Raw genomic sequence first — 18,897 nt, 5'->3', positions numbered from 1 at the left:
CGCGTAGTTCGTTCATGAGCCGTGCTCCACGCGACGGCCGGTGATGCGGGCGGGGGTGAGCTTCATCCACTGAGTGCGCGGGCCGCCGGCCCAGGGCTGGGAGCGGGCCGTGGCACTGAGGTGGTGAATCCCGTCCGGGTCCGTGACCGCTGCCAGTTCGCCCACGGCCAGCACGCTCCAACCCGTGGCGGTCACGTCGTCGATGTTGTCGATCTCGAAGGCCACCTCGGTGCCGGCGGCTCTGGCAGTGACGGCTTCGACGGAGGTGCGGAAGGCGATGTCGGGGCCTGTGATCAGGTAGTTGACGGGGAGGACGGCCGGGCCTTCGGGAGTGAAGATCGCGATGCGGCCCACCCCGTGGGTGTTCAGCAGCCGCCGGCATTCGGTCTCGTCCAGTGGCACGAGCGTACTGTCGCGCCGGGCGGTGGATCGGCCGGCAACACGGTGGGCGTTGCCGCCGGTCAGGTCGTCCACGGTGAGGCCGAGGGCGTCGGCCACCCGGACAAGGGTGCCGATTGCGGGACTGGCGGCGTGCTCCTCCAGGTAGGCGATGTACGTGGCGTCGGCACCGCACCGCCGGCCGAGTTCGTCGCGGCTCAGACCGAGGGCTTCGCGGCGAGCAGCCAGGCGGCGGCCCAGGTCGGTGCGTCCGGTCATCCCGCTGGACTGCTGGGGGTGCATGCTCGGTGTGCTCTTCACGGCACTCACTGCTCCTGGGGTGGTACGGCGACCGTGTCGTGCTGCGGTCCGCCGAGCACGACCTTGAGGGCGCCGGTGTCGCCGGCGCACGAAAAGACGTCGTAGGCCTCTTCCATCCGGTCCAGCTCGAAGCGGTGGGTGACCATCGCGGCCCCGGGCAGGCGGCCGGCAGCCATCATGCGCAGCAGCATGGGCGTGGAGTGGGTGTCGACGAGACCGGTGGTGATGGTCACGTCCTTGATCCACAGGTCCTCGAGGTGGAGGACGGCGGGCTTGCCGTGCACCCCGATGTTGGCCACTCGGCCGCCCGGGCGGACCATGCGGGTGCACATCTCGAAGGCCTCGGGCACGCCGACCGCCTCGATGACCACGTCCGCGCCGAGTCCATCGGTCAGGTCCTCCACCAGCCGCTCGGGCTCCTCGTCCGCGCTCGCGGTGGCATCGGCGCCGAGGTCGCGCGCGGCGGCGAGCCGGGACGCGGCGAGGTCGACGGCGATGATACGAGCGGGGCTGTAGAGCTGTGCTGTGGCGATCGCGGCCAGGCCGATGGGGCCGGCACCGACCACGACGACCGTATCGCCCGGGCGCACGTTTCCGTTGAGCACGCCGACCTCGTAGGAGGTCGGGAAGATGTCGGCGAGCAGTACGGCCTCATGGCCGGCCAGGGCGCTGGGCAGCGGGTGGACGGAGAGGTCGGCGAACGGGACGCGCACGTATTCGGCCTGGGTGCCGTCGATGGTGTGGCCCAGGACCCAGCCGCCGCCCCCGCGGCACTGGCCGTAGCGCCCTTCACGGCAGAACCGGCAGCGGCCGCACGCTGAGATACAGGAGATCAGGACGCGGTCACCGGGGCGGACGCTGCGGACGTCACCGCCGACCTCGACCACGGTTCCGACGGCCTCGTGCCCGAGAATCCGGCCGGGCGTCACTTCGGGGACGTCGCCCTTGATGATGTGCAGGTCGGTGCCGCAGATGGTGACGACGTCGACCCGGACGATCGCGTCGGCGGCGTCCTTGACGGAGGGGTCCGGGACGTCCTGCCAGGAGGTCTGTCCGGGCCCGTGGAAGACGAGTGCCCTCATGGCGAGGCCTTCTCTCCATGTGCTGTGCGGGAGGGGGGACACCGCCAGGCTGTGCCCGTGCCGCTACCTCCCGCATGGGCCGGTCGGCCCCTACCCGGGACCGGTAGGTCCCCGGCGGACAGGGCGTTGCGGTGCGACGGTGGAGACCGGCATCCGTTCCGAAAGGAGGGCTGCTGCCATGTCCCAGTCAGCCCCTTCCCCTGCTTCCGGCCGCCCGGCTCTGCTGAGGTTCCTCGGCGGAGTGCGAACCGTCACCGGCAGCAAGTTCTTGGTCGAGAGCGACCACGCCCGGATCCTCGTCGACTGCGGACTCTTCCAGGGTGTCGCGGACCTGCGCCGCCACAACTGGGACAGGCTGCCCTGCGACGCCTCGGACATCCATGCGGTCGTCGTGACACACGCCCACCTGGACCACTGCGGCTACCTGCCGCGACTGGTCCGGCACGGCTTCCGCGGCCCCATCCTCACCAGCGCCCACACCGCCCGGCTCGCCGAGATCGTGCTCCGCGACAGCGCCCGCCTCCAGATGGAAGCCGCCGAGCACGCCAACCAGCACGGCTGGTCCACACACCGCCCCGCCAGGCCGCTCTACGACGACGATGACGTCGACCGGACGATCAAGTACTTCGACCCGGTACCGGTGGGCAGCGAGATCGAGATCATGGCCGGCACGAAGCTGATGCTGCACCACGCCGGGCACATCCTCGGCTCCGCCTGGGCACACCTGACCCTGGAAGACGGCCACACCCTCGCCGTCAGCGGCGACCTCGGCCGCCCCGGCCACCCGCTCCTCCTGCCGCCCGAGCCGTTCTCCGGCGCCGACGTCCTTCTGATGGAATCGACGTACGGCAACCGCCGCCACGACCACGAAAGCGCCCGCCGGGAATTCGCCTCGGTGATCACGCGGACCCTGTCCCGTGGCGGAACGGTGGTCATACCGGCCTTCGCGATCGACCGCACCGAGGTCGTCCTGCACGAGCTGGCCACCCTGCGCGACGACGGCACCCTGCCCCGTCACGTACCCGTCTACGTCGACAGCCCCATGGCCCTGGCCGCACTGGACGTCTACCGCGACGCCGTACGGACCCACTCCCCCGAGCTGCGCCCCGAGATCCTTGCCCGGGGCGAGGCGGCGATCAGCCCGGAGCCCTTCCTAGCCGCCCGGACCGTCCAGGAATCGATCGACATCAACAACACCACCGGTCCGGCAATCATCGTCTCGTCCGCCGGCATGGCGACCGGCGGCCGCGTCCTGCACCATCTCCACCGGATCCTGCCCGACCCTCGCAACGCCGTGGTCATCGTCGGCTTCGCCGCCGCCGGCACCCGCTCGCGCGACCTCGTGGACGGCGCCCGCACGCTCAAGATGTTCGGCGAGTACATCCCCGTACGCGCCGAGGTCGCCGACGTACCGCACTTCTCCGCGCACGCCGACGCCGACCAGATCATCGACTGGCTGCGCGCAGCCCCCGCCCCGCGGACCACGTACCTCGTCCACGGCGAGGAGACCGCCTCCGAAACACTGCGCGACAGGATCGATGACGAACTGGGCTGGACGACCGTCGTACCCAAGTCCGGGGAAGCCGTCCTGGTCCGCTGACTCGGGCCGGACGGCCCCGGCGGTGTGCACCGCGCGGACCTCCCGGACGTGGTGGCCCACCCCGCAGGGTGGATGCAAAGGGTTGGAGGCACTCCATGAGCACCATGCACACCATCATCGAAGCGCTGGCACCGGAAGCCCGCGAAGCCCTGCTCGCCCGCTCCCACCAGGTGACCTTCCCGGCCGGCAGTCGCGTCTTCAACGAACACCGACGGGCCGAGAAGTTCTGGATCATCCAGTGCGGCACCGTGGAACCTGTTCGCCCCTTGCGGCAGCGGCAACCCGCTCGCCTACGCACGCTGAGGAACCCGCCATGCCCTCCACCCCTTACACCGTCGCAGACGTCATGACCACCAAGGTCGTCGCCGTCACCCCCTCGACCGGCTTCAAGGACATCGCCACCGCGATGGAGCGGTGGAAGGTGACCGCCCTACCCGTCATCGAGGGCGAGGGCCACGTCGTCGGCGTGGTCTCCGAGGCCGATCTCCTACCCAAGGAGGAGTTCCACGAGCACCGCCCCGGCCTGATCGAGCAGATGCGCCGCCTCGGCGACACCGCCAAGGCCGGCTCCACACGGGCCGAGAGCATGATGACCACCCCGGCAATCACGATCCGCCCCGACTCCACGCTCCCTCAGGCCGCCCGCCTCATGGCCGACCGGCACATCAAGCGCCTCCCGGTCGTCGACGCCGACGGCACCCTCAAGGGCATTGTCAGCCGAGCCGACCTCCTCAAGGTGTTCCTACGCACCGACGAAGAGCTCGCCACCGAGATCCGCCGCACCGTCGTCGACCGCCTCTTCCCCCTCTCCCACAAGGCCGTCAAGGTCACCGTCACGGAAGGCATCGCCACTCTGACCGGCCAAGTCAGGGACAGCCATCTGATCGGAATGGCCGCACGCCTCACCCACTCCGTCGAAGGCGTCGTACAGGTCCACTGCCGGCTGGAGGCGCCCACCTCGCCGTGAGCTCGAACTCACAGGGACAAGTGAGGCCCACAGACGGTAAACACCGTCGGGGCCACCGCACTTCAGCGTTGGCCCCGACGGCATGCCTACGCAGTCCCTGTACGACGGACCAGCACAGGCGGTCGGTATCGGGCGAGCGCCGGCCAGGACGGCTCCGACGCCGTGATCACACCAGCCACAGCAAGATCACTCCACCGTGGCTGAGCCCTCCAGCCGGTCAGGACGGGCCCCGGACGCGAAGGCAAGGATCTCCGGGGCCGCCTCCCACAGACTGCCGAAGTGACGATGCACGCCATCGACTGCCGCGAGGGTGTTGACGCCCCACACCGTCATCCCGGCGCGCAGCCCGGACTGCACCCCGGAGGGGGCATCCTCGATGACCAGGCAGTCTTCCGGTTCGGCACCGAGTTGTGCGGCCGCCTGCAGATACGGCACCGGCGACGGCTTGCCGTCCGCCACGGCGGCCGCATCCACGACAACCTTCGGGACCGGCAAGCCCGTCCGTGCGAACCGTCCACGTACCCGGTGCTCGTAGTTCGAGGTCACGAGGGCCCAGCCCCCGGGTTCCAAGGCGTTCAGCAGTTCCGAGGCACCGTCGAAGGCCGAATACGAGCCGGCCCGGACGTCCTCGTCCTCCAGCTCATGCAGTGCGGCCAAGCACTCCTGAGGGTCCCGGTCCGGGGCAACCTGCGCGAACGTCTCCGTCGGCCTCGTCCGCAGCGCCACTCGGTAGACCTCATCAGGGTCGAGTCCGTACCGCTCTGCCCACGTGCGCCAGACCAGGCGCTGATTGTCCACGGCATCCATCAACGTGCCATCGACATCAAACAGGACATACCGCTTCGCACCGGGACGGCCGCGTTCGTTGATCACGCCTCAGATCATGCCATCAGGCCCTGAGCACGCAGTGTGCGGGACAAGCCTTGGCTGGTGACAGTTGGCGCGACCCCCGGGGGGCGAACGCGCAGATCGTGGGGTGCGCCTGGTGACGACCACCTCGACCAATCACACCTCCCGGCCGGGGGGGCTTGCCCAGGTGTGCTGAACGGGTGGAGCGGGCCTGTGGCGTGCCTGAGCGGCCGGGCAGCGGTTGTGGGTTCAGCAGACCGATCGGACCGTGCACGGATCACAACGGCATCCTCATCACCTCCTCCCCCGCCGAGATCGACGGGGCCCCGGCCTCGTGGCAGCTGCGCCTGCGCAACGACGACGACGGCCAGGGCCTGAACGAGATGGGCACGGCCATGAAGGCCGGGCGCGGGCACGTCTACAGCGTCACCGAGGAGCCCGGCGCCAAGACCGTCCTGGCGTTCCTCCCGAACCACCCCGAGGAAGGCGTCGGAACGCCGGCCCGGATCCGTACCAGCGAAGGCCCGGACGGCGACGACGTCGTCTTCGAGCGGTCCGCGGAGCGGCCGATGGCACAGTGGGCCGAGGCCGGGGAGAACCTCCTGCGGATCGTGCCGCCGCTCGGCCCGGACGCGCCGGCCGGGGACGGAGTCGATGACTGCCTGCCGTGCCCCGGCTGCTACCGGACCGTCTACGGCAGCTCCTCCTCGCACACCCTCATCGGCGCCACCCCGTTCCCTCTGGCCGGGTTGTGCAGGCTGTGCGCCGACGGCACCACGCTCCGCTCGCTGCGCCAGGCCGACGTCCCGGTCGACCCGGAGCAGCTCGTCGTCCTGGAGACCGTCGCCGCCGCGAAGTCGTAACCCGGCCCCCTGTGCAAGCCGCCCTTGCGGGTGGCTTGCCCAGGCTCCCCAAGGCTTGCCCGGCGGATCAGGTTTGCCCGGCGGCCGGCTCCCACAGCGGGCGGGCAAGCCCGGTGCCGTCGCAGTGGAAGCACCGACCGCCCCCGGGCGTGCTGCGGGCCACGATGGTGCCGGGGCGTGGCGCATGAGCCGGGTGAGGCCGTCGACACAGGCCGGGTGCAGGGCGAGTTCGTGGCGCTTGCCGACCAGGACCTCCAATGCGACCCCTGGCCCCGCGTAGCCCAGTTCCGTGGTGACGCCGTGGGTGACCGTGCGGATGAGCTCGTGGAGGTGGCTCATCGTCTCCATCCCGGACAGCTCCACCCGTGCGGTGAAGAGGAGGCCGTCCGGCTTGGTGAGGAACAGCAGCGCCTCCGGTCGCTCGAACGGCACGAGGCGGCCGACCGGGTCGCGGTGTGCGGCGTGAAGGCGTGCCAGCGCCGGCCACATGTCGCCCGCATCGCTCTGTCCGAGCCCGGCTCCAGCTCGCCGCCATCGTCGAGCTCGGCGGTGAGCTGGAGCTCCCGGCTACCCGTCACAGGCGCTTCAGGGGCGCGGTCATCCCAGAAGGCTGCGCGGTCAGCGCCGGCCGCCGCCGATGCGGCGGTCGTCGGCCAGTGCGGTAAGCGGGCCGAACTCGCGGGCAAGCTGGTTCCATGTCAGAACCTCGCCACAGCGGGCCGGGAACTCCTTCGGGTTGAACTCGGGCATGGTCCAGGTGCCAGTGCCCCGGTCCCGCAGCCACAGGTCCCCGTCACCGTCGACCACAGTCGGCGGGACCGGTACGGGCTCGGCCTGATCGGTGGGCTCCCAGGTGACCCGGCCCGGGTGGGAAACGCGGCGCAGCTCCGTGGTCGCCAGCCGCGCGGCCAAGTCACGGGTGGACTCTTCGGCGTCCTTGACCGACGCGAGTCGGTATGCGTCGTCGAGTACGGGCAGGGCTGGATTCTTGCTGCGCTTTGAACTCATACGCTGACTACCTCCGGTGGGGGGCGTCACATCCGTTATGGCACCCCGTAGAGGAACACGGTAGCCGAGGCGGGAGCCGGGCCGGCTACGACGACTGTCCAGGTGGAGGCGCCGGCGCGTGCCGGGCGGTGGGCTAGTAGGACTCCGTCAGGTCGTTCTTGATCTTTGGGTCGAGCCCGGCCTGATGGGGAGGGGTTGGTGGCAGGTGGTGCAGATGCCGGTCCCAGCACCTCAGGATGCTCTGGAGGGCATCGAGGGTCTGGTAGAGAGTGAGGCCGGTCCTGGGACTTTTGGGGCCAGTCGCTGTTCGGTGAGGAATGCCTGGGCTGCAGCCACGAGGGTGACGTGGTGGTGCCGGCCCGGCCAGGACCGTCCCTCGAAGTGGTCCAGACCCAGGCCGTGCTTGAGTTCTCGGTAGTCGTGTTCAATGCGCCGGCGGACCTTCGCCAACCGCACCAGCTCGGTGATCGGAGTGTCGGCAGGCAGGCTGGAGAGCCAGTGGTCGGTGGGGGCTGCAGCGCCGTCCGGCCATTCGACCAGCAGCCGGCAGTCAGGCAGGACCCCGTCCCACCAGCCTTGATCGGAGGAAGCGACGGCTTCGATCGGACGCTCGACGGCCTTGCCGGCGGGCCGGACGCGCGCAGCGGTGAAGCGGGACTTCAGCCGACCTCGGGTTCCCTGACGCCAAGCGACGATGGTGAATGCCTCCGGCCCGAGACCTGCGGCCAGGGCCGCCACCGACGGCGCGGGGTGTCGGTAGCGAGGCTGGGGCCGGCAGCCGACCGGTCCTTTGCGGGGCGGCGCCTCGGGCTCGGTGTCGAGCGGATGGGCACTCACGTCCGCTCGGACGGCCAGGACGTAGTGGATTCCGCGGTCGGTGAGCGCCGCCCGGAAGTGTGCGTTGGTGCCGTAGGCGGCGTCCGCCACCACGACCGGAGGCCTCATGTCCCACTCGGCCGGCGTGTCGAGCATGTCCGGGGCCAACCGCCATTTCTCACGGTGTGTGACCTCGGACGGAACGCGGGCGGACCTCCTGCGATCGTTGTCCGCTTCCCATGGCCGAGGCAGGAACAGCCTCCACTGCAGTGGGCATGAGGCGGTGTCGGTTGCGGCATGGACGCTGACCGCGACCTGGCAGTTTGCGCGTTTGCCCAGGGCCCCCGCAGTACTGCGGGGCCACTCCCACCGACATTCTCCCGTCCTTGGGCAGCGACACATCGTCGATCACCCACGCCGTCGGAGCGATGAGCGGCAGCATGCGTTCGCAAATCCGACGCTGCACCGGCACCGGATCCCAGGTGGACTGGTTCACGAACTGCTGCGGGTTCTGCCGTTGCCGTCCGGCAGCCGAGCGGCCATGGCCTGGATCGACTTGCGACGGCCCTCCGGCATCAGTCCCCGCAGGTAACAGTCGCTCTTGGCCCGCTGGTCCTTGGGCCTCTGAGAGGCGAACACGTCAGCCACATACGACGCCAACTCGGCGCCTACACGCTCCACTTCACGCGTATCCACACATCCGGCCTGCCCGCCCAGGAGCAGCCCGAACCGGAGGACCTAACGGAGTCCTACTAGCGGCCGGCCGTCGGCGTGGCCGTCGGGCGCCACTCACGGCGGAGGAGGCCGAAGACCCAGGAGTCGGAGACGTCGCCGTTGACGACGCAGTCCTCGCGGAGGGTGCCTTCGCGGACGAAGCCGAGCTTCTCCAGGACCCGGGCGGACGCCACGTTGCGGGTGTCGGTCTCGGCCTGGACGCGGTTCAGGTCCAGGGTCTCGAACGCCCACCGCAGGACGGCGTCCGCGGTCTCCGTGGCGTAGCCGTGCCCCCACGCGGTGGCATCGAAAACGTAGCCCAGGGACGCACTGCGGAAGTCCGGGTTCCAGCTGGTCAGGCCGCACCAGCCGATGAACGCACCGTCGGAGACACGGTCGACGGCCACCCGCGCTCCCGCGCCTTCCTCCTCGATCGTCCGGCAGGTCGCGATGAAGCGCTGGGCGCGGGCCGGTTCGGTCCACGGCGGGGAGTCCCAGTAACGCAGCACGTGTGCACTGCTGTGCAGCGCGTAGATCGGTGCCGCGTCGGCGTCGGTGAACCGCCGCAGTCGCAACCGGGCGGTTTGCAGCTCGGGGGTGGGCAATGTCATGCGGAGCATCCTGCCGCGTCACGCTCACCCCCCGCCATCCGTTTATCCGCACGCTCGGGGGCGCATACGTCCCCGGTGACGCCGGACGCACCGCATGGGCGGTGAGTCCGCGCTACCGTGCCGAAATGGCGAGCAAACGGCGGCCGTACTGGCGCACCCTCGGAACGCCGACCAGCCGCGTCCTGTACCGGATCCCGGACGGATGGGGTACGCCGTCCACTTCACCGGGCCTGCCGGCATCACCGACGGCACTCTCGCCGGTCCTCCGCCCTCGTCCGGACCGGACATCGGGCAGGCGGCTCTGGTTCAGACCCGAACTGGAACAGACCGCCGAACACGTCCGCGACTTCGGCGAGATACTCACCAATCGCCTCGGCGCCACGCTTCCCAACTGGATCGACGCAGCCGATGCCGACCAATCCTGCGTGAAGAGTACGCCTTGCGCCGGCGCTCGCGCTCGTGGATCTCCTCGTACCAGTCCGGCGGGTTCTTCTTGAACTCGCGGTGCGGTGGTGTCACCACGCGGCCGCCGGTCTGGGCACCCAGGCCCTGGTAGCCGGCGTCGGCAAGGATCTCCACGGCGGCCTGGGCTGCCAGTCAGGTGCTTGACCAGGCCCAACTGCCGGGTGTGGGTGATGTCGGCACAGCTTGCCGGCTGGGCTGGACCGCAGAACAGGATCCTGCCGCCGGCGTCGGTGAGGACCTTGGCCTAGACCGCGTTCTGCTTGTTCCTGCCGGAGATGAACTTCTCCCGGTCCTTGCGACCGACGGCCGACCTATGGACCGAATCTCGGTCCCGTCGATGATCCCGGTCTGCCCGCCGGCGCCGAGGTCGTCGATGACCTCGGCAAGGGTGCGGAAGCGGATGCCGGCCACGATGGTGCAGGCGCGTGCTGCGGGCAGGGCTGCACCTCGCCGATCGCCCGGGTGATCGTGGAGCGGTCAACGCCGAACCAGCAGGCCGGTACGTCGTGAGTGGCACCGTGGCGAAGGTGGACGAGCGTGGCCAGGAGCCGGTCGATGAAGAGCAGATGGTGTTTTGCGCCGGCACCGACGGCCCGCCGGCGTGGCCTGGACTCCAGTCTCGCCCGGTGCCGTTCGTGCCATAACGGACCCACCTCGGCGACGAATTCGGCGATCACACCGGCCGACAGCCCTGTGATCCTCCGATCGCTGATGATCGCTCCACGAGTCCGGTTCCCCACCACACGAACATGATCAGGGATCACGATCCAGCGTCGCACCGCCAACCATGCACGAGTTCGTAAGGGCTCGCAGAGAATCAAGGTGTTGCTTCCCGCGGTTCGGCTCGTTGGTGCGATATGCGCATATCCGGCGAGGTCCGTGATCAACTCGGCCTGAAGTTCGCAGTGTTGTTTCCTCATCTGGACGAATGCTGCTTCCGCACGTAAGGAGTGTGCGGGACGGCGGGGCTGATACACGGTTCTTCCCGGACGGTGCAGAGCCGGCGAACGGATGCGGAGCACCAGTCATTTCACCTGAATCCGCACGCCGAGCGCTACAGCCGCTGGGCGGCAGCCGGCACGCGCCGCCACGAGCTCGTCACGCAGGTCCCTCCCGCCCCGCTCGACGGCGGCCGCAGCACGCATCGCCGCCATGTGCAGCACTCAACGGGCCGTATCAGCATCGCCCGGATCGACATCCCCAGCGTGCTCGATTTCGTGCCGGGATACGCCGCGCAGGACGCAGGAGAGGTTGCGGCGGGCTTCGGCGAGGAGGTGGTGGCGCTTGAACGCGCCATGCTCCTCTCTAACCGTGACGGACGGTGATGGTGGTCCAGGCGCCGACATGGATCTGGTCGCCGTCGCCGAGGGGGATCGGAACGTACGGCTGGATCGGTTCCTCGCCGCCGTTGATGGTGGTGCCGTTGGTGGAGTTCTGGTCCATCACGGACCAGCTTCCGTCGGGGCGCTGGACAAGCATCGCGTGCTGGTGGGAGACGCCGGGGTCTTCGGGAGACACCGAGAGGTCGATGTCCGGTTGATCGCCCCGGGATGCGCGCCGGCGACCAATGGTGATCTGTCCGCCGGAGAGCGCGAGGTGCCGCTCGGGGAAATCGGCGGGCAGATTCAACCCGGCCGCCTCCGGGCCACTTCGCCGCATCATCGACATGTAGTACGAGCTGTCGGGGCCGACCGTCGCGCTCCAGACGCCGCCGACGTGGGATGGGACCTGACATCGGGCCGCGTATTCCTGTTGCTGCCGATGCAGTGAGGGCTGCTGGTACTCCTGATGAAGGTGCTGCTGGGCATACGACTGCTGTTCGGGCCCGGGCTGTGGGAGCAGTCGGCTGTCATGGTTGCCGAGCGGCTCGGCCGACCGCTCCACCCAAGACGGCTGTGAGCCGTGGTATTCGAAGGGGGCCTGTGAGAAGGCCGACGGGAACTGTGGCGGTGGGATGTTCACGTTCGGGTTGCCCACCGTCGTGCCCGGCTTTGGCGCGTCCGGGGTGTACGGAGCCGGCGACCGCGTCTGAAAGGTGCACCGACACACCACGCAGAACGGAGCCATGCCCTCGCGCGGAGTCCAGCATTGCGGACACGTTCCTGCAGGCGCGGTCGGCTCACCGGCCGTGGGATGGCCGCCGCCGAGGGCCGGCGAGGCGGGAGTGCTCGGGGCGGCCGCCGGAGGGTAGCAGCAGGCCTCGCACCAGTGCTCGTAGGCGGACTGGTGCCCGTTCGGACAGGTTGGCATGGCGCCACTTCTCCCTTCTCCTTGGGTCATCCGACCAGGTCTTGATTCAGGACTTCTTCACTCGGACGGTCCATGCCGAGGGGACTCCGGAATTGTGGTCCCTATTCCTCCAGCGCTCGACGGGTCGCCGGCCCGTAGGTACCCCATCCGTCGTCCTCAACCCCTAGGGCGAGCTGGAACTTTGACAGAGCTTGCCTGACTCCCCGGTCGAATCGGCCGTGGATTTTGCCCTTGTAGAGGCCTTTCCTGGCAAGCAGTCCCTGCAGCCCCTCCACCTCGGGGCCCGAGTCGCCGAACCTGAGGATCGGCGGCGGCGAGGGCGGCGGCTTGTGGCTGGGGAGACGATCCACGCCCGGGGACGGGCTCAGCGAAGTAGACGGTGACGCCGGAAGGGATGAGGCGGACGAGGGGGACGGGGACGTGCGGGAAAGGCTCGGTGACGAAGAGCCGGAAGCCGAAGCGGACGGCGAATGGCCGGAAGCTTCGGCGGAAAGTGTCGGGGAGGGCACGGGAGCGAGCGTGCTCGCCGCAGGAGCAGACAGTCCGATTTCCGGAATCATGATGTCATTGCCGGATGAATTCGGCGTCAACAACGCCATGGCCGTCCCGCCGACCGCGATCACCGTGGCGGCAGCGAGCAGCGGCGCCGCCGACCGCCGGGAAGTCCGGCCGACAATCTCCTTGCGGGGACGGCCCGCCCCGGCCGGGCGCGCCGTCTGCCCGCCCGGTCTCGGGGCAGGCAGCCCGGGAACCGACTGGAGCCGACTCGTGTCGGCGGCGTGCGGGACGGGCTCCATGGCGTCCGGCCAAGGTTGGTCCTCCAGTGGTGCGGGCACCCGGTACCGCTGGGTGTCATCCGGTGGGGGTGTCACCGCCCCCAGAACCGGAGGAAGGGACACCGTGGCATCCGTCCCGCAGGGGTCGGTGAACGTCACGTACGGACGGATACGCATGGGGTCGAAACCCCCACCATCCACACACCCGCAGCCGGCACCCACAGAGCCACAACCCGGACAACGCCCACCACTCACTACATTCCCTCCCTCGGCCATTACCGGCCACGACGCAGGCCGCTGACCCAGCCTGCCCCCCACCTCTTCAGCGGGAGCCCGGGACACCCCTTGCTCCCCGTGTGATCCAGTACGCCACCCAGCGGGCCTGGACGCGTCTGTGCTCGCACACTGACCCGTTCTCATCGATGCCGAGCGAGTCGAACCCGTCTTCGTGTACCGGCTCCGTGCTGCACTCGCCGGCCAGGAAGCGCACTGCTGTCCGCACGGTGCTGCGCCGCCCCTACCAGTCCCACACGCCCGCCCCGAGCCCGGTGCCACCGGTTTCCGGCTCGGGGGACGGGACTGCGCTGCCCGAATCGGAACTCCGACGTCTGCCGTCGTGAGCCGGCGCGGTCGAGGTCAGGGTCGGGGTCGACGTCGGCGTCGGCGTCGGCGTCGGCGTCGGCGACTCGGTGGTCGGTGCGGACTTGGAGGGGCGCGGGGCTCTGGTGGGTGAAGCGGGGGCGGTGCCAGATGTGGTGCCGGTGACCACGGCCGGTGTCGCCGTCACGATCGGACCGCTCGGGGTGGAACCGGGGGCCGAATGCGTCCTGGCGGGTGCGGCGGGTCGGTCGGAACCGTTGTTTTCGGCCTCGGCCGGCAGCAGGGCGACCACGGCGGTAACCGCTGCTCCCGCCACGGCGACCGCGACGGCGCATTTCATGGCTCCGGCGAGCTGGGCCCCGTTCAGCGTTCCCGCGGCGAGATGGGCGCCATTCTCACCCAGGGTCGCCAGGAAGGCGGCGGGCTTCCAGAGCAGGATTCCGCCCAGTAGCAGTGCCCCCAGACGGCCGTTGAGGTCGCGCAGGTCGCGCTCGGCGCGTGCGCAGTCGTGGCATGCGCGGAGGTGTCGGTCCAGGTCCCGGGTGCGGCGCTTGCCCGGCCGCCGGAGTGTGGCGGCGATCTGCACGCCGTAGTGCCTGCACTCGTCGCTCGCGCTCTGGTCCAGGTGGGCGCGCAGGTAGGCCTCGCGCAGGCCTTCTCGCGCACGCGCCACCAGGGAACCGACGCCTCCCGCCGATATTCCGAGGCGACCGGCGGTCTCGGCGGCCGGCTCGTTCTCGACGACGGCGTGCCACAGCACGGCCCGCCAGCGCTCAGGCAGCGACTTGTAGGCCCGCAGGACCAGCGACCCCTCTTCCGCCGAGAAGACGGCCTCCTCGACGTCCTGGTCATCCGTGATGTGCGCGGCCCATTCCACGAAGTCGTCGGACATCCGCATACGGGCACCCTCCCGCGTCCATGCGACCGCAAGGTGGCGAACACAGGTCAGCAGGTACGGTCTCCAGGCGCACTCGGGCCCGGCGCCCCATACGACGGCCCGGTAGGTACGGGCGAAGGCCTCGGCGGCGAGGTCCTGGGCGGTGGGTAGGTCCCGGCAGCACGTACGGGCGTAGGCGAGCACCGAGGAATGGTGACGGGCGAACACCTCGGCCATTACATCGTCAACGGCGGCGTCGGATTCCGACGTGTGCCCACGCAGCAGGGCGCACAACTCCCCGTCACTCAGGCTTCGAAGGTCCTGCTGACGGGCAGTACCCAATGTGTTCAACGCGTGCTCCAGTGTGGCTTGCTGATACCCCGCAAGGCAGCTCCCGAGGAAAGCGGTCCCTCGCCGCGGTAGCCGATCACTCGATGGGTTGTTGGTGGTGCGGGGTAGCGCGATGGCGCTACCAAGGGGCTTGGGCAGAGTTCGTCCTCGCGGACAGTGGCGCGCGAGGACGTGTCCAGACACCAGGGACATGACTGGGAGGCGCCGGTCCGATCGCCGGCCCCGCTGCCACGGGGCCCGCGTCCTCGATGCCCCTTCGCGACCGTCAAGGCCTAACGCCGGACTCGGATCCGTCCGCGAGCGGTATGGATCCCTCTGCGAGAAGGGTCGGACCAACCCTGGGACACCCGGCGCTCCCGCCCGGTCGGGCGGCGGAAGCCGTGCGCTCACGATCGGACCGGCTCGCCCGCACCCGGTTCGCTTACCTCCTCCGGTCGACGACCAGGAGCCGTGCCACCCTGGCGCGGCCGCGGAGGAAGAGGAGAAGGCCGGCGGCAAGCAGGCCGCTGCCGATGGCAAGGATGATCGGGGTTCGGCTGGAGGCACCGGTCTCGGCCAGGGGTTTGGCGTCGTTGTCGGTGTCCTTGTCCGTGCCGGTGTCCATGGGGATGCCCTCCGCAGCGTCAGGTATCGAGCCGGACGTGCCCGGTCCCGTTGCCGGAGCCGACGTGGATGCCTGCGCCGAGGGGGATGACGATGAGCCGGGCAGGTCGGGTGCCGAAGTAGCCGCGGCGTTCGCGGAGGGTGTGGCCGGCGGTGGTACGGCTGCTCCCGGGGAGATGGCGGTGATGGTGACGTCGTCGTAGTAATTCACCACGGCCGGTGTGCCACCCGCCTTGTGCCCCTTGGAGGCCTGCCAGTTGGGCCGGTACAGACCGATCTTGTGGTACGGGGCGGTGTCCTGGTGATAGCTGTTGGGGCCCCGGTGTGATCCCACCTCGGCCCCATTGAGCCGGGCGGTGATGGAGCCGGTGGTGGTGGCGGTGGACCAGGTGATGTCGAAGGACCACTGGTTCCAGTGTCCGAACCGAACAGGGCCGAGGTCGTACTTGACTTCGTGCGCCGGCTTCTTGCTCTCATCCACCTTCTCGGAACCGGTCTTCCAGTGGACGATCATCATCCAGCGGTCACCCTTGACGGCGAGAACGACCGCGGGGTAGGTACCTGACCCGCCGTGCCACTGGGAGACGATGGTCTGTGCGTCGTATCGCAGCCAGTCGCTGGGCAGGTAGTTGGCGAAGGTGTACCGGTAGCTGCCGTAGGGGACACGCGCTGTGGCTATCTCGGTGCGGTAGGACTTCCCGTCATCGGGCATGGCGAACCGGACGGCCTTGCCGCCACGCCCACCGGGCGCAGCCTTGACGTCCACGACGCCGGTGCCGTCTATGCCCTTGCGCGGGAATGCGGTGGTGTCTCCGGACTCGAACCCGTCCTTGAAGGGGACGGGAGTCAGCGCACGGTCGGCCATGGCCTCGGTCGCCCCGAGCCCCACCACCAACACGGCCGCCAAGGCTGCCCCGACCCGACGTCTGTGGCTGTAGCGCTGGAACATGAACCGTCCTTGAGTTGGAGGGGGATGAGAGGTGAACCACGGCGTGACAACCAGTGGTCGCAGAAACGAAGGGACACGACCTGCCGCCCGGCGCGGCGGCCACGCACGACAGATTGCAATCGATCAGAAACCGACATCATCGCACATGTAAGCACATGACCGCTTCAGTGGGCGGGTCAGTCAAGTGCGCACGGAAGCGCGAGATCCGCTTGCAACGCTTGCGCACCCGCCCGCGAGGAGGCGGGTACTCGAACGTCCTGCCGAGCGCGTCGCATCCATCGCGGAATCGCCACGCCATACCAACCGGAATTCGCGCAAGTGTGCACTCTCGCAGCACCGCAGGCAACCACTACTCATGGGCGTGACAAGTCGGCGGCGAACAGCCGAACCAGGCGGCCGCCGGATGGGACGGGGCTGAAGATTCGGGCCAACCATGGGCAAGACCTGCCATCACGCGACGACGGCCCTACGCTGGGCGGCTGTTGAACTCGTGCGCCTGTACCACGAGCGGGATGGGAGCGACGCCGATCATCGCAGCCGATGCGCCGGAGACAACAGGACCGCCCCCATGGAGGCGGTCCCGTTTCGGAGATTTCTCCGCCTCCAGGATCCGGGCCGATCAGGACGAACAAACGAATCCGGAATGCCCGACGTGCCCGGCGCGCCAGCCACGCGCCCTTCACTGAAGCACGCCGAAAGTGCGCCGTTCACGGTCGCCGAAGTGAGGACGCGGCAGACCGCACGCCTCAGGTACCCAAGCGGCTTGGATACGGTGCGAGGAGGGAGTAGGGAGCTTGCGCTCAGATATCGCGCCGCGCAAGGGCAGTGCCTCCCGGGCTCAGGGCCTCGGACCGTCCTGCGGCGCATGAAGCCGGCAGAGACCGGATGCGCCGCCCGGACGATCTCGCCGACCCCACCGGAGACGGCCCGACACCCATCTGCTCGACCACCCTTCGCAAACAAGCCTCCCCCCGGCCCCGGCTCCCCCACCGAGGCGCCCCGCCGCGGGAGCCGGCCCGGACACCGGACGGGGCGGAGGTCCTGGCGGCGGCGCAGCCGTGCACGTGGCCCGGCCGCTCGGGCTTCTCCCAACGCTGTACGACCTCGCCCCGCCCGCGCGCCCGCCCGCCCGCCCGGGAGGAAGGCCTCTCCCGACGTGTCAAGGTTCACCCCCGAATCCGCCGCCGCACCTCCCCAAAGGTAAAGATCAGGCAATGTGGCGGGTCCGTAGGTACTTGGCGCTCTCCTGGAGGGAGTACAAGGCGCTCAACTCCCCATGTTGGGAAAGGGCCCGCACCATGGAGGCGAGGTAACCATGTCCAAACTGCTGAACCGCAGGTGGGCCCACCCACGCGGCGAGTGGGCCCAGTCCCTGCGAACGGAGCTACCCGCACTGGCCGCGGCGATCGTGGGGGAACTGCGCACCGGCATCCCCGGTTTCCCCACTCACATCGAGGGCATCGACCACGACGTCGTCAGACAGCACGTGGAGGCGGCCCTTCTCACCACCCTCGGTTACCGCGAACCCTCGGTCACGCGCAAGGACGAAGGGAATCCTCGACGACGGCACGCGCTCGACAGCGACCCGTTGGCTCCCCTCCGGGCGGTCACCGTCCAGGGACGCGAAACAGGGCCCGACCGTGCTCGCCAAGAGCTCCTCACCGCTCTCACATCTGACACGCCCGTGTGCGAGACGGCCTTGCACGAATTGGCCGAGGCGGCCCACTGGCCCCTGCCCGACTACGTCCGGGCCATCGTCCTGACCTCGCCCGGTGAGACCCAGCAACTGGCGGCCGTCCTGGGTGACGCCCTGCTCGGCCTGGTGTGCGGGCAGCCTTGCCTGCTGGTCCCCACACCCGACCCGGAGGCCCGCACCACACTGGAAAGCGCGCTGCACGGTTGGGACGCCGTCGTCGGGCACCCGGTCCCACCCCGCGACACGGCCTCCTCCCAGCGCTGGGCCGGGCGCTTGCTCTCCCTCATCCCCATCGCGTCCGACCCGGACGCGGGCACAGTGTTCGTCGACGACCACCTTTCGACCATGATGCTGCTCCAGGACGAACACCTTGCCCACGCGTTCGCCGCACACCGGCTGCGGCCACTGGCGGACCTCACGCCTGGTCAGAGAGCACGACTCGAAGAAACTCTGCTGGCCTGGTTGGAGGGCGGAGGCGCACCCGGGGCCGCGAGGGCCCTGAGCGTGCATCCCCAGACCGTCCGATACCGCATGCGGCAACTGACCAAGCTTTTCGGCCCCGATCTCCGCAACCCTCGAACCCGCTTCGAGTTGGAGCTGGCCCTGCGCAGTAGGCGCCTCATGGCCAAGGTCGAGCGCCCGCGCTCCCGGTTGCCCCACAGGGGCCGTGCCGTGCCGGCAAAGTTCCACCCGCCGGAGGACGTGGCACGAATGGCACGGGTCAACGGGCTGTAGACCCCGGGCGACAACGCCCCCCGGCCCAAGGAACCGGCTGTCCCTCCCCGTTACAACCGATTTCATCCAAGCCGGAAAAGCTCTGTGGCTGGTAAGGCCGCATTTGACAAGCCCCTGCTCGACACCGGACCCGAACTGCGCGAGTTCGCCAAGCCGCAGTCCACGCACGGGACGGTCGCGGTCGGCCGGCCTCGATCGGTTCCTGCTCGCCGGCCCTGGCTGGGACATGTGCTGCCCCGGGGTAGGTGCCCTCAGCAGGGGTGGGGGGGGGGCCCGCCCCCCCCCCCCCCGGCCCCCCCGCCCCCCCCAACCCCACCCCCACACCCCCCCCCACCCCCCCAAAAAAAAAAAAACACCACACTACAACAAAACCACATATAAGCTTG

At 69.4% G+C, this 18,897-nt stretch carries 17 protein-coding genes and 1 pseudogene; 6 read left to right on the top strand and 12 right to left on the bottom strand.

Annotated features, from left to right (window positions below; all coding sequences use genetic code 11):
* Nucleotides 1-12: 12 nt before the first annotated feature.
* Together NOD94_RS15875 and NOD94_RS15870 are read right to left on the bottom strand one after the other, a co-directional pair.
* Nucleotides 13-699: a pyridoxamine 5'-phosphate oxidase family protein gene (locus NOD94_RS15875; protein ID WP_281206573.1), complete on the bottom strand. Its 687-nt coding sequence runs from the start codon at nucleotides 697-699 to the stop codon at nucleotides 13-15.
* Between the two features lie 5 nt (nucleotides 700-704).
* Complete coding sequence (locus tag NOD94_RS15870; protein ID WP_281206572.1) at nucleotides 705-1,781, bottom strand: zinc-dependent alcohol dehydrogenase family protein; 1,077 nt, start codon at nucleotides 1,779-1,781, stop codon at nucleotides 705-707.
* A gap of 178 nt (nucleotides 1,782-1,959) precedes the next feature.
* Between NOD94_RS15870 and NOD94_RS15865 the strand changes: the two genes are divergently transcribed.
* The 3 genes from NOD94_RS15865 (at nucleotide 1,960) to NOD94_RS15855 (ending at nucleotide 4,348) form a co-directional block, all read left to right on the top strand.
* Nucleotides 1,960-3,381 (top strand): MBL fold metallo-hydrolase, encoded by a 1,422-nt coding sequence (locus NOD94_RS15865; RefSeq protein WP_281206571.1) that lies wholly within the window; start codon nucleotides 1,960-1,962, stop codon nucleotides 3,379-3,381.
* 95 nt (nucleotides 3,382-3,476) lie between these two features.
* Complete coding sequence (locus NOD94_RS15860; RefSeq protein WP_281206570.1) at nucleotides 3,477-3,731, top strand: hypothetical protein; 255 nt, start codon at nucleotides 3,477-3,479, stop codon at nucleotides 3,729-3,731.
* Nucleotides 3,695-4,348, top strand: coding sequence for a CBS domain-containing protein (locus tag NOD94_RS15855; protein WP_281206569.1), 654 nt, complete (start codon nucleotides 3,695-3,697; stop codon nucleotides 4,346-4,348). Before NOD94_RS15860 ends, NOD94_RS15855 begins: the two co-directional genes overlap by 37 nt.
* Before the next feature lie 186 nt (nucleotides 4,349-4,534).
* Here the strand turns inward: NOD94_RS15855 and NOD94_RS15850 are convergent, their stop codons facing one another.
* Nucleotides 4,535-5,221, bottom strand: a complete 687-nt coding sequence (locus NOD94_RS15850) for an HAD-IA family hydrolase (protein WP_281206568.1) — start codon at nucleotides 5,219-5,221, stop codon at nucleotides 4,535-4,537.
* 194 nt (nucleotides 5,222-5,415) lie between these two features.
* On the opposite strand from NOD94_RS15850, the gene NOD94_RS15845 reads away from it, so the two are divergent.
* Nucleotides 5,416-6,060, top strand: a complete 645-nt coding sequence (locus tag NOD94_RS15845) for a hypothetical protein (RefSeq protein WP_281206566.1) — start codon at nucleotides 5,416-5,418, stop codon at nucleotides 6,058-6,060.
* Between the two features lie 618 nt (nucleotides 6,061-6,678).
* On the opposite strand, the gene NOD94_RS15840 is transcribed toward NOD94_RS15845, so the two are convergent.
* The 6 genes and pseudogenes from NOD94_RS15840 to NOD94_RS15815 form a co-directional block, all read right to left on the bottom strand.
* Entirely contained in the window at nucleotides 6,679-7,068 is a 390-nt protein-coding gene (locus tag NOD94_RS15840) for a hypothetical protein (protein ID WP_185296817.1), read from the bottom strand.
* A 231-nt stretch (nucleotides 7,069-7,299) separates the two neighbouring features.
* Entirely contained in the window at nucleotides 7,300-8,286 is a 987-nt protein-coding gene (locus NOD94_RS15835; protein WP_348652333.1) for an IS701 family transposase, read from the bottom strand.
* A gap of 49 nt (nucleotides 8,287-8,335) precedes the next feature.
* Nucleotides 8,336-8,460, bottom strand: a pseudogene (locus NOD94_RS41415) (transposase); the annotation flags it as partial.
* 176 nt (nucleotides 8,461-8,636) lie between these two features.
* Nucleotides 8,637-9,209, bottom strand: a complete 573-nt coding sequence (locus NOD94_RS15825) for a GNAT family protein (protein WP_281206564.1) — start codon at nucleotides 9,207-9,209, stop codon at nucleotides 8,637-8,639.
* A gap of 360 nt (nucleotides 9,210-9,569) precedes the next feature.
* Nucleotides 9,570-9,788 (bottom strand): hypothetical protein, encoded by a 219-nt coding sequence (locus NOD94_RS15820; protein WP_281206563.1) that lies wholly within the window; start codon nucleotides 9,786-9,788, stop codon nucleotides 9,570-9,572.
* Between the two features lie 197 nt (nucleotides 9,789-9,985).
* Nucleotides 9,986-10,594 carry a transposase family protein gene (locus NOD94_RS15815; protein WP_281206562.1) on the bottom strand — a complete coding sequence of 203 codons (609 nt, stop codon included), beginning with the start codon at nucleotides 10,592-10,594 and terminating at the stop codon, nucleotides 9,986-9,988.
* 72 nt (nucleotides 10,595-10,666) lie between these two features.
* On the opposite strand from NOD94_RS15815, the gene NOD94_RS15810 reads away from it, so the two are divergent.
* Nucleotides 10,667-10,999, top strand: a complete 333-nt coding sequence (locus NOD94_RS15810) for a hypothetical protein (protein ID WP_281206561.1) — start codon at nucleotides 10,667-10,669, stop codon at nucleotides 10,997-10,999.
* On the opposite strand, the gene NOD94_RS15805 is transcribed toward NOD94_RS15810, so the two are convergent.
* The 3 genes from NOD94_RS15805 to NOD94_RS15795 form a co-directional block, all read right to left on the bottom strand.
* Nucleotides 10,980-11,651, bottom strand: coding sequence for an FHA domain-containing protein (locus NOD94_RS15805; protein ID WP_348652332.1), 672 nt, complete (start codon nucleotides 11,649-11,651; stop codon nucleotides 10,980-10,982). The genes NOD94_RS15810 and NOD94_RS15805 overlap by 20 nt on opposite strands.
* Before the next feature lie 1,566 nt (nucleotides 11,652-13,217).
* Nucleotides 13,218-14,414 (bottom strand): RNA polymerase sigma factor, encoded by a 1,197-nt coding sequence (locus tag NOD94_RS15800; protein ID WP_281206559.1) that lies wholly within the window; start codon nucleotides 14,412-14,414, stop codon nucleotides 13,218-13,220.
* A gap of 535 nt (nucleotides 14,415-14,949) precedes the next feature.
* Complete coding sequence (locus NOD94_RS15795) at nucleotides 14,950-16,080, bottom strand: polysaccharide lyase (RefSeq protein ID WP_281206558.1); 1,131 nt, start codon at nucleotides 16,078-16,080, stop codon at nucleotides 14,950-14,952.
* Between the two features lie 1,315 nt (nucleotides 16,081-17,395).
* Here NOD94_RS15795 and NOD94_RS15790 point away from each other — a divergent pair.
* Nucleotides 17,396-18,511 (top strand): helix-turn-helix domain-containing protein, encoded by a 1,116-nt coding sequence (locus tag NOD94_RS15790; RefSeq protein WP_281206557.1) that lies wholly within the window; start codon nucleotides 17,396-17,398, stop codon nucleotides 18,509-18,511.
* The last annotated feature ends 386 nt before the right edge of the window (nucleotides 18,512-18,897 follow it).

The sequence above is a fragment of the Streptomyces sp. Isolate_45 genome (assembly GCF_024721315.2).
Classification (GTDB): Bacteria; Actinomycetota; Actinomycetes; order Streptomycetales; family Streptomycetaceae; genus Streptomyces.
Note: the sequence above shows the minus strand (reverse complement) of the source record. Positions and strands in the feature narration are given on the sequence as shown.

Excerpts from the sequence above, each read along its gene's own strand:
- NOD94_RS15860 (WP_281206570.1), top strand. The coding sequence starts at position 3,477 with ATGAGCACCATGCACACCATCATCGAAGCGCTGGCACCGGAAGCCCGC.
- NOD94_RS15815 (WP_281206562.1), bottom strand. The coding sequence starts at position 10,594 with ATGAGGAAACAACACTGCGAACTTCAGGCCGAGTTGATCACGGACCTC.
- NOD94_RS15835 (WP_348652333.1), bottom strand. The coding sequence starts at position 8,286 with ATGTGTCGCTGCCCAAGGACGGGAGAATGTCGGTGGGAGTGGCCCCGC.
- NOD94_RS15865 (WP_281206571.1), top strand. The coding sequence starts at position 1,960 with ATGTCCCAGTCAGCCCCTTCCCCTGCTTCCGGCCGCCCGGCTCTGCTG.
- NOD94_RS15825 (WP_281206564.1), bottom strand. The coding sequence starts at position 9,209 with ATGACATTGCCCACCCCCGAGCTGCAAACCGCCCGGTTGCGACTGCGG.
- NOD94_RS15855 (WP_281206569.1), top strand. The coding sequence starts at position 3,695 with ATGCCCTCCACCCCTTACACCGTCGCAGACGTCATGACCACCAAGGTC.
- NOD94_RS15795 (WP_281206558.1), bottom strand. The coding sequence starts at position 16,080 with ATGTTCCAGCGCTACAGCCACAGACGTCGGGTCGGGGCAGCCTTGGCG.
- NOD94_RS15870 (WP_281206572.1), bottom strand. The coding sequence starts at position 1,781 with ATGAGGGCACTCGTCTTCCACGGGCCCGGACAGACCTCCTGGCAGGAC.
- NOD94_RS15840 (WP_185296817.1), bottom strand. The coding sequence starts at position 7,068 with ATGAGTTCAAAGCGCAGCAAGAATCCAGCCCTGCCCGTACTCGACGAC.
- NOD94_RS15800 (WP_281206559.1), bottom strand. The coding sequence starts at position 14,414 with ATGGCCGAGGTGTTCGCCCGTCACCATTCCTCGGTGCTCGCCTACGCC.
- NOD94_RS15790 (WP_281206557.1), top strand. The coding sequence starts at position 17,396 with ATGTCCAAACTGCTGAACCGCAGGTGGGCCCACCCACGCGGCGAGTGG.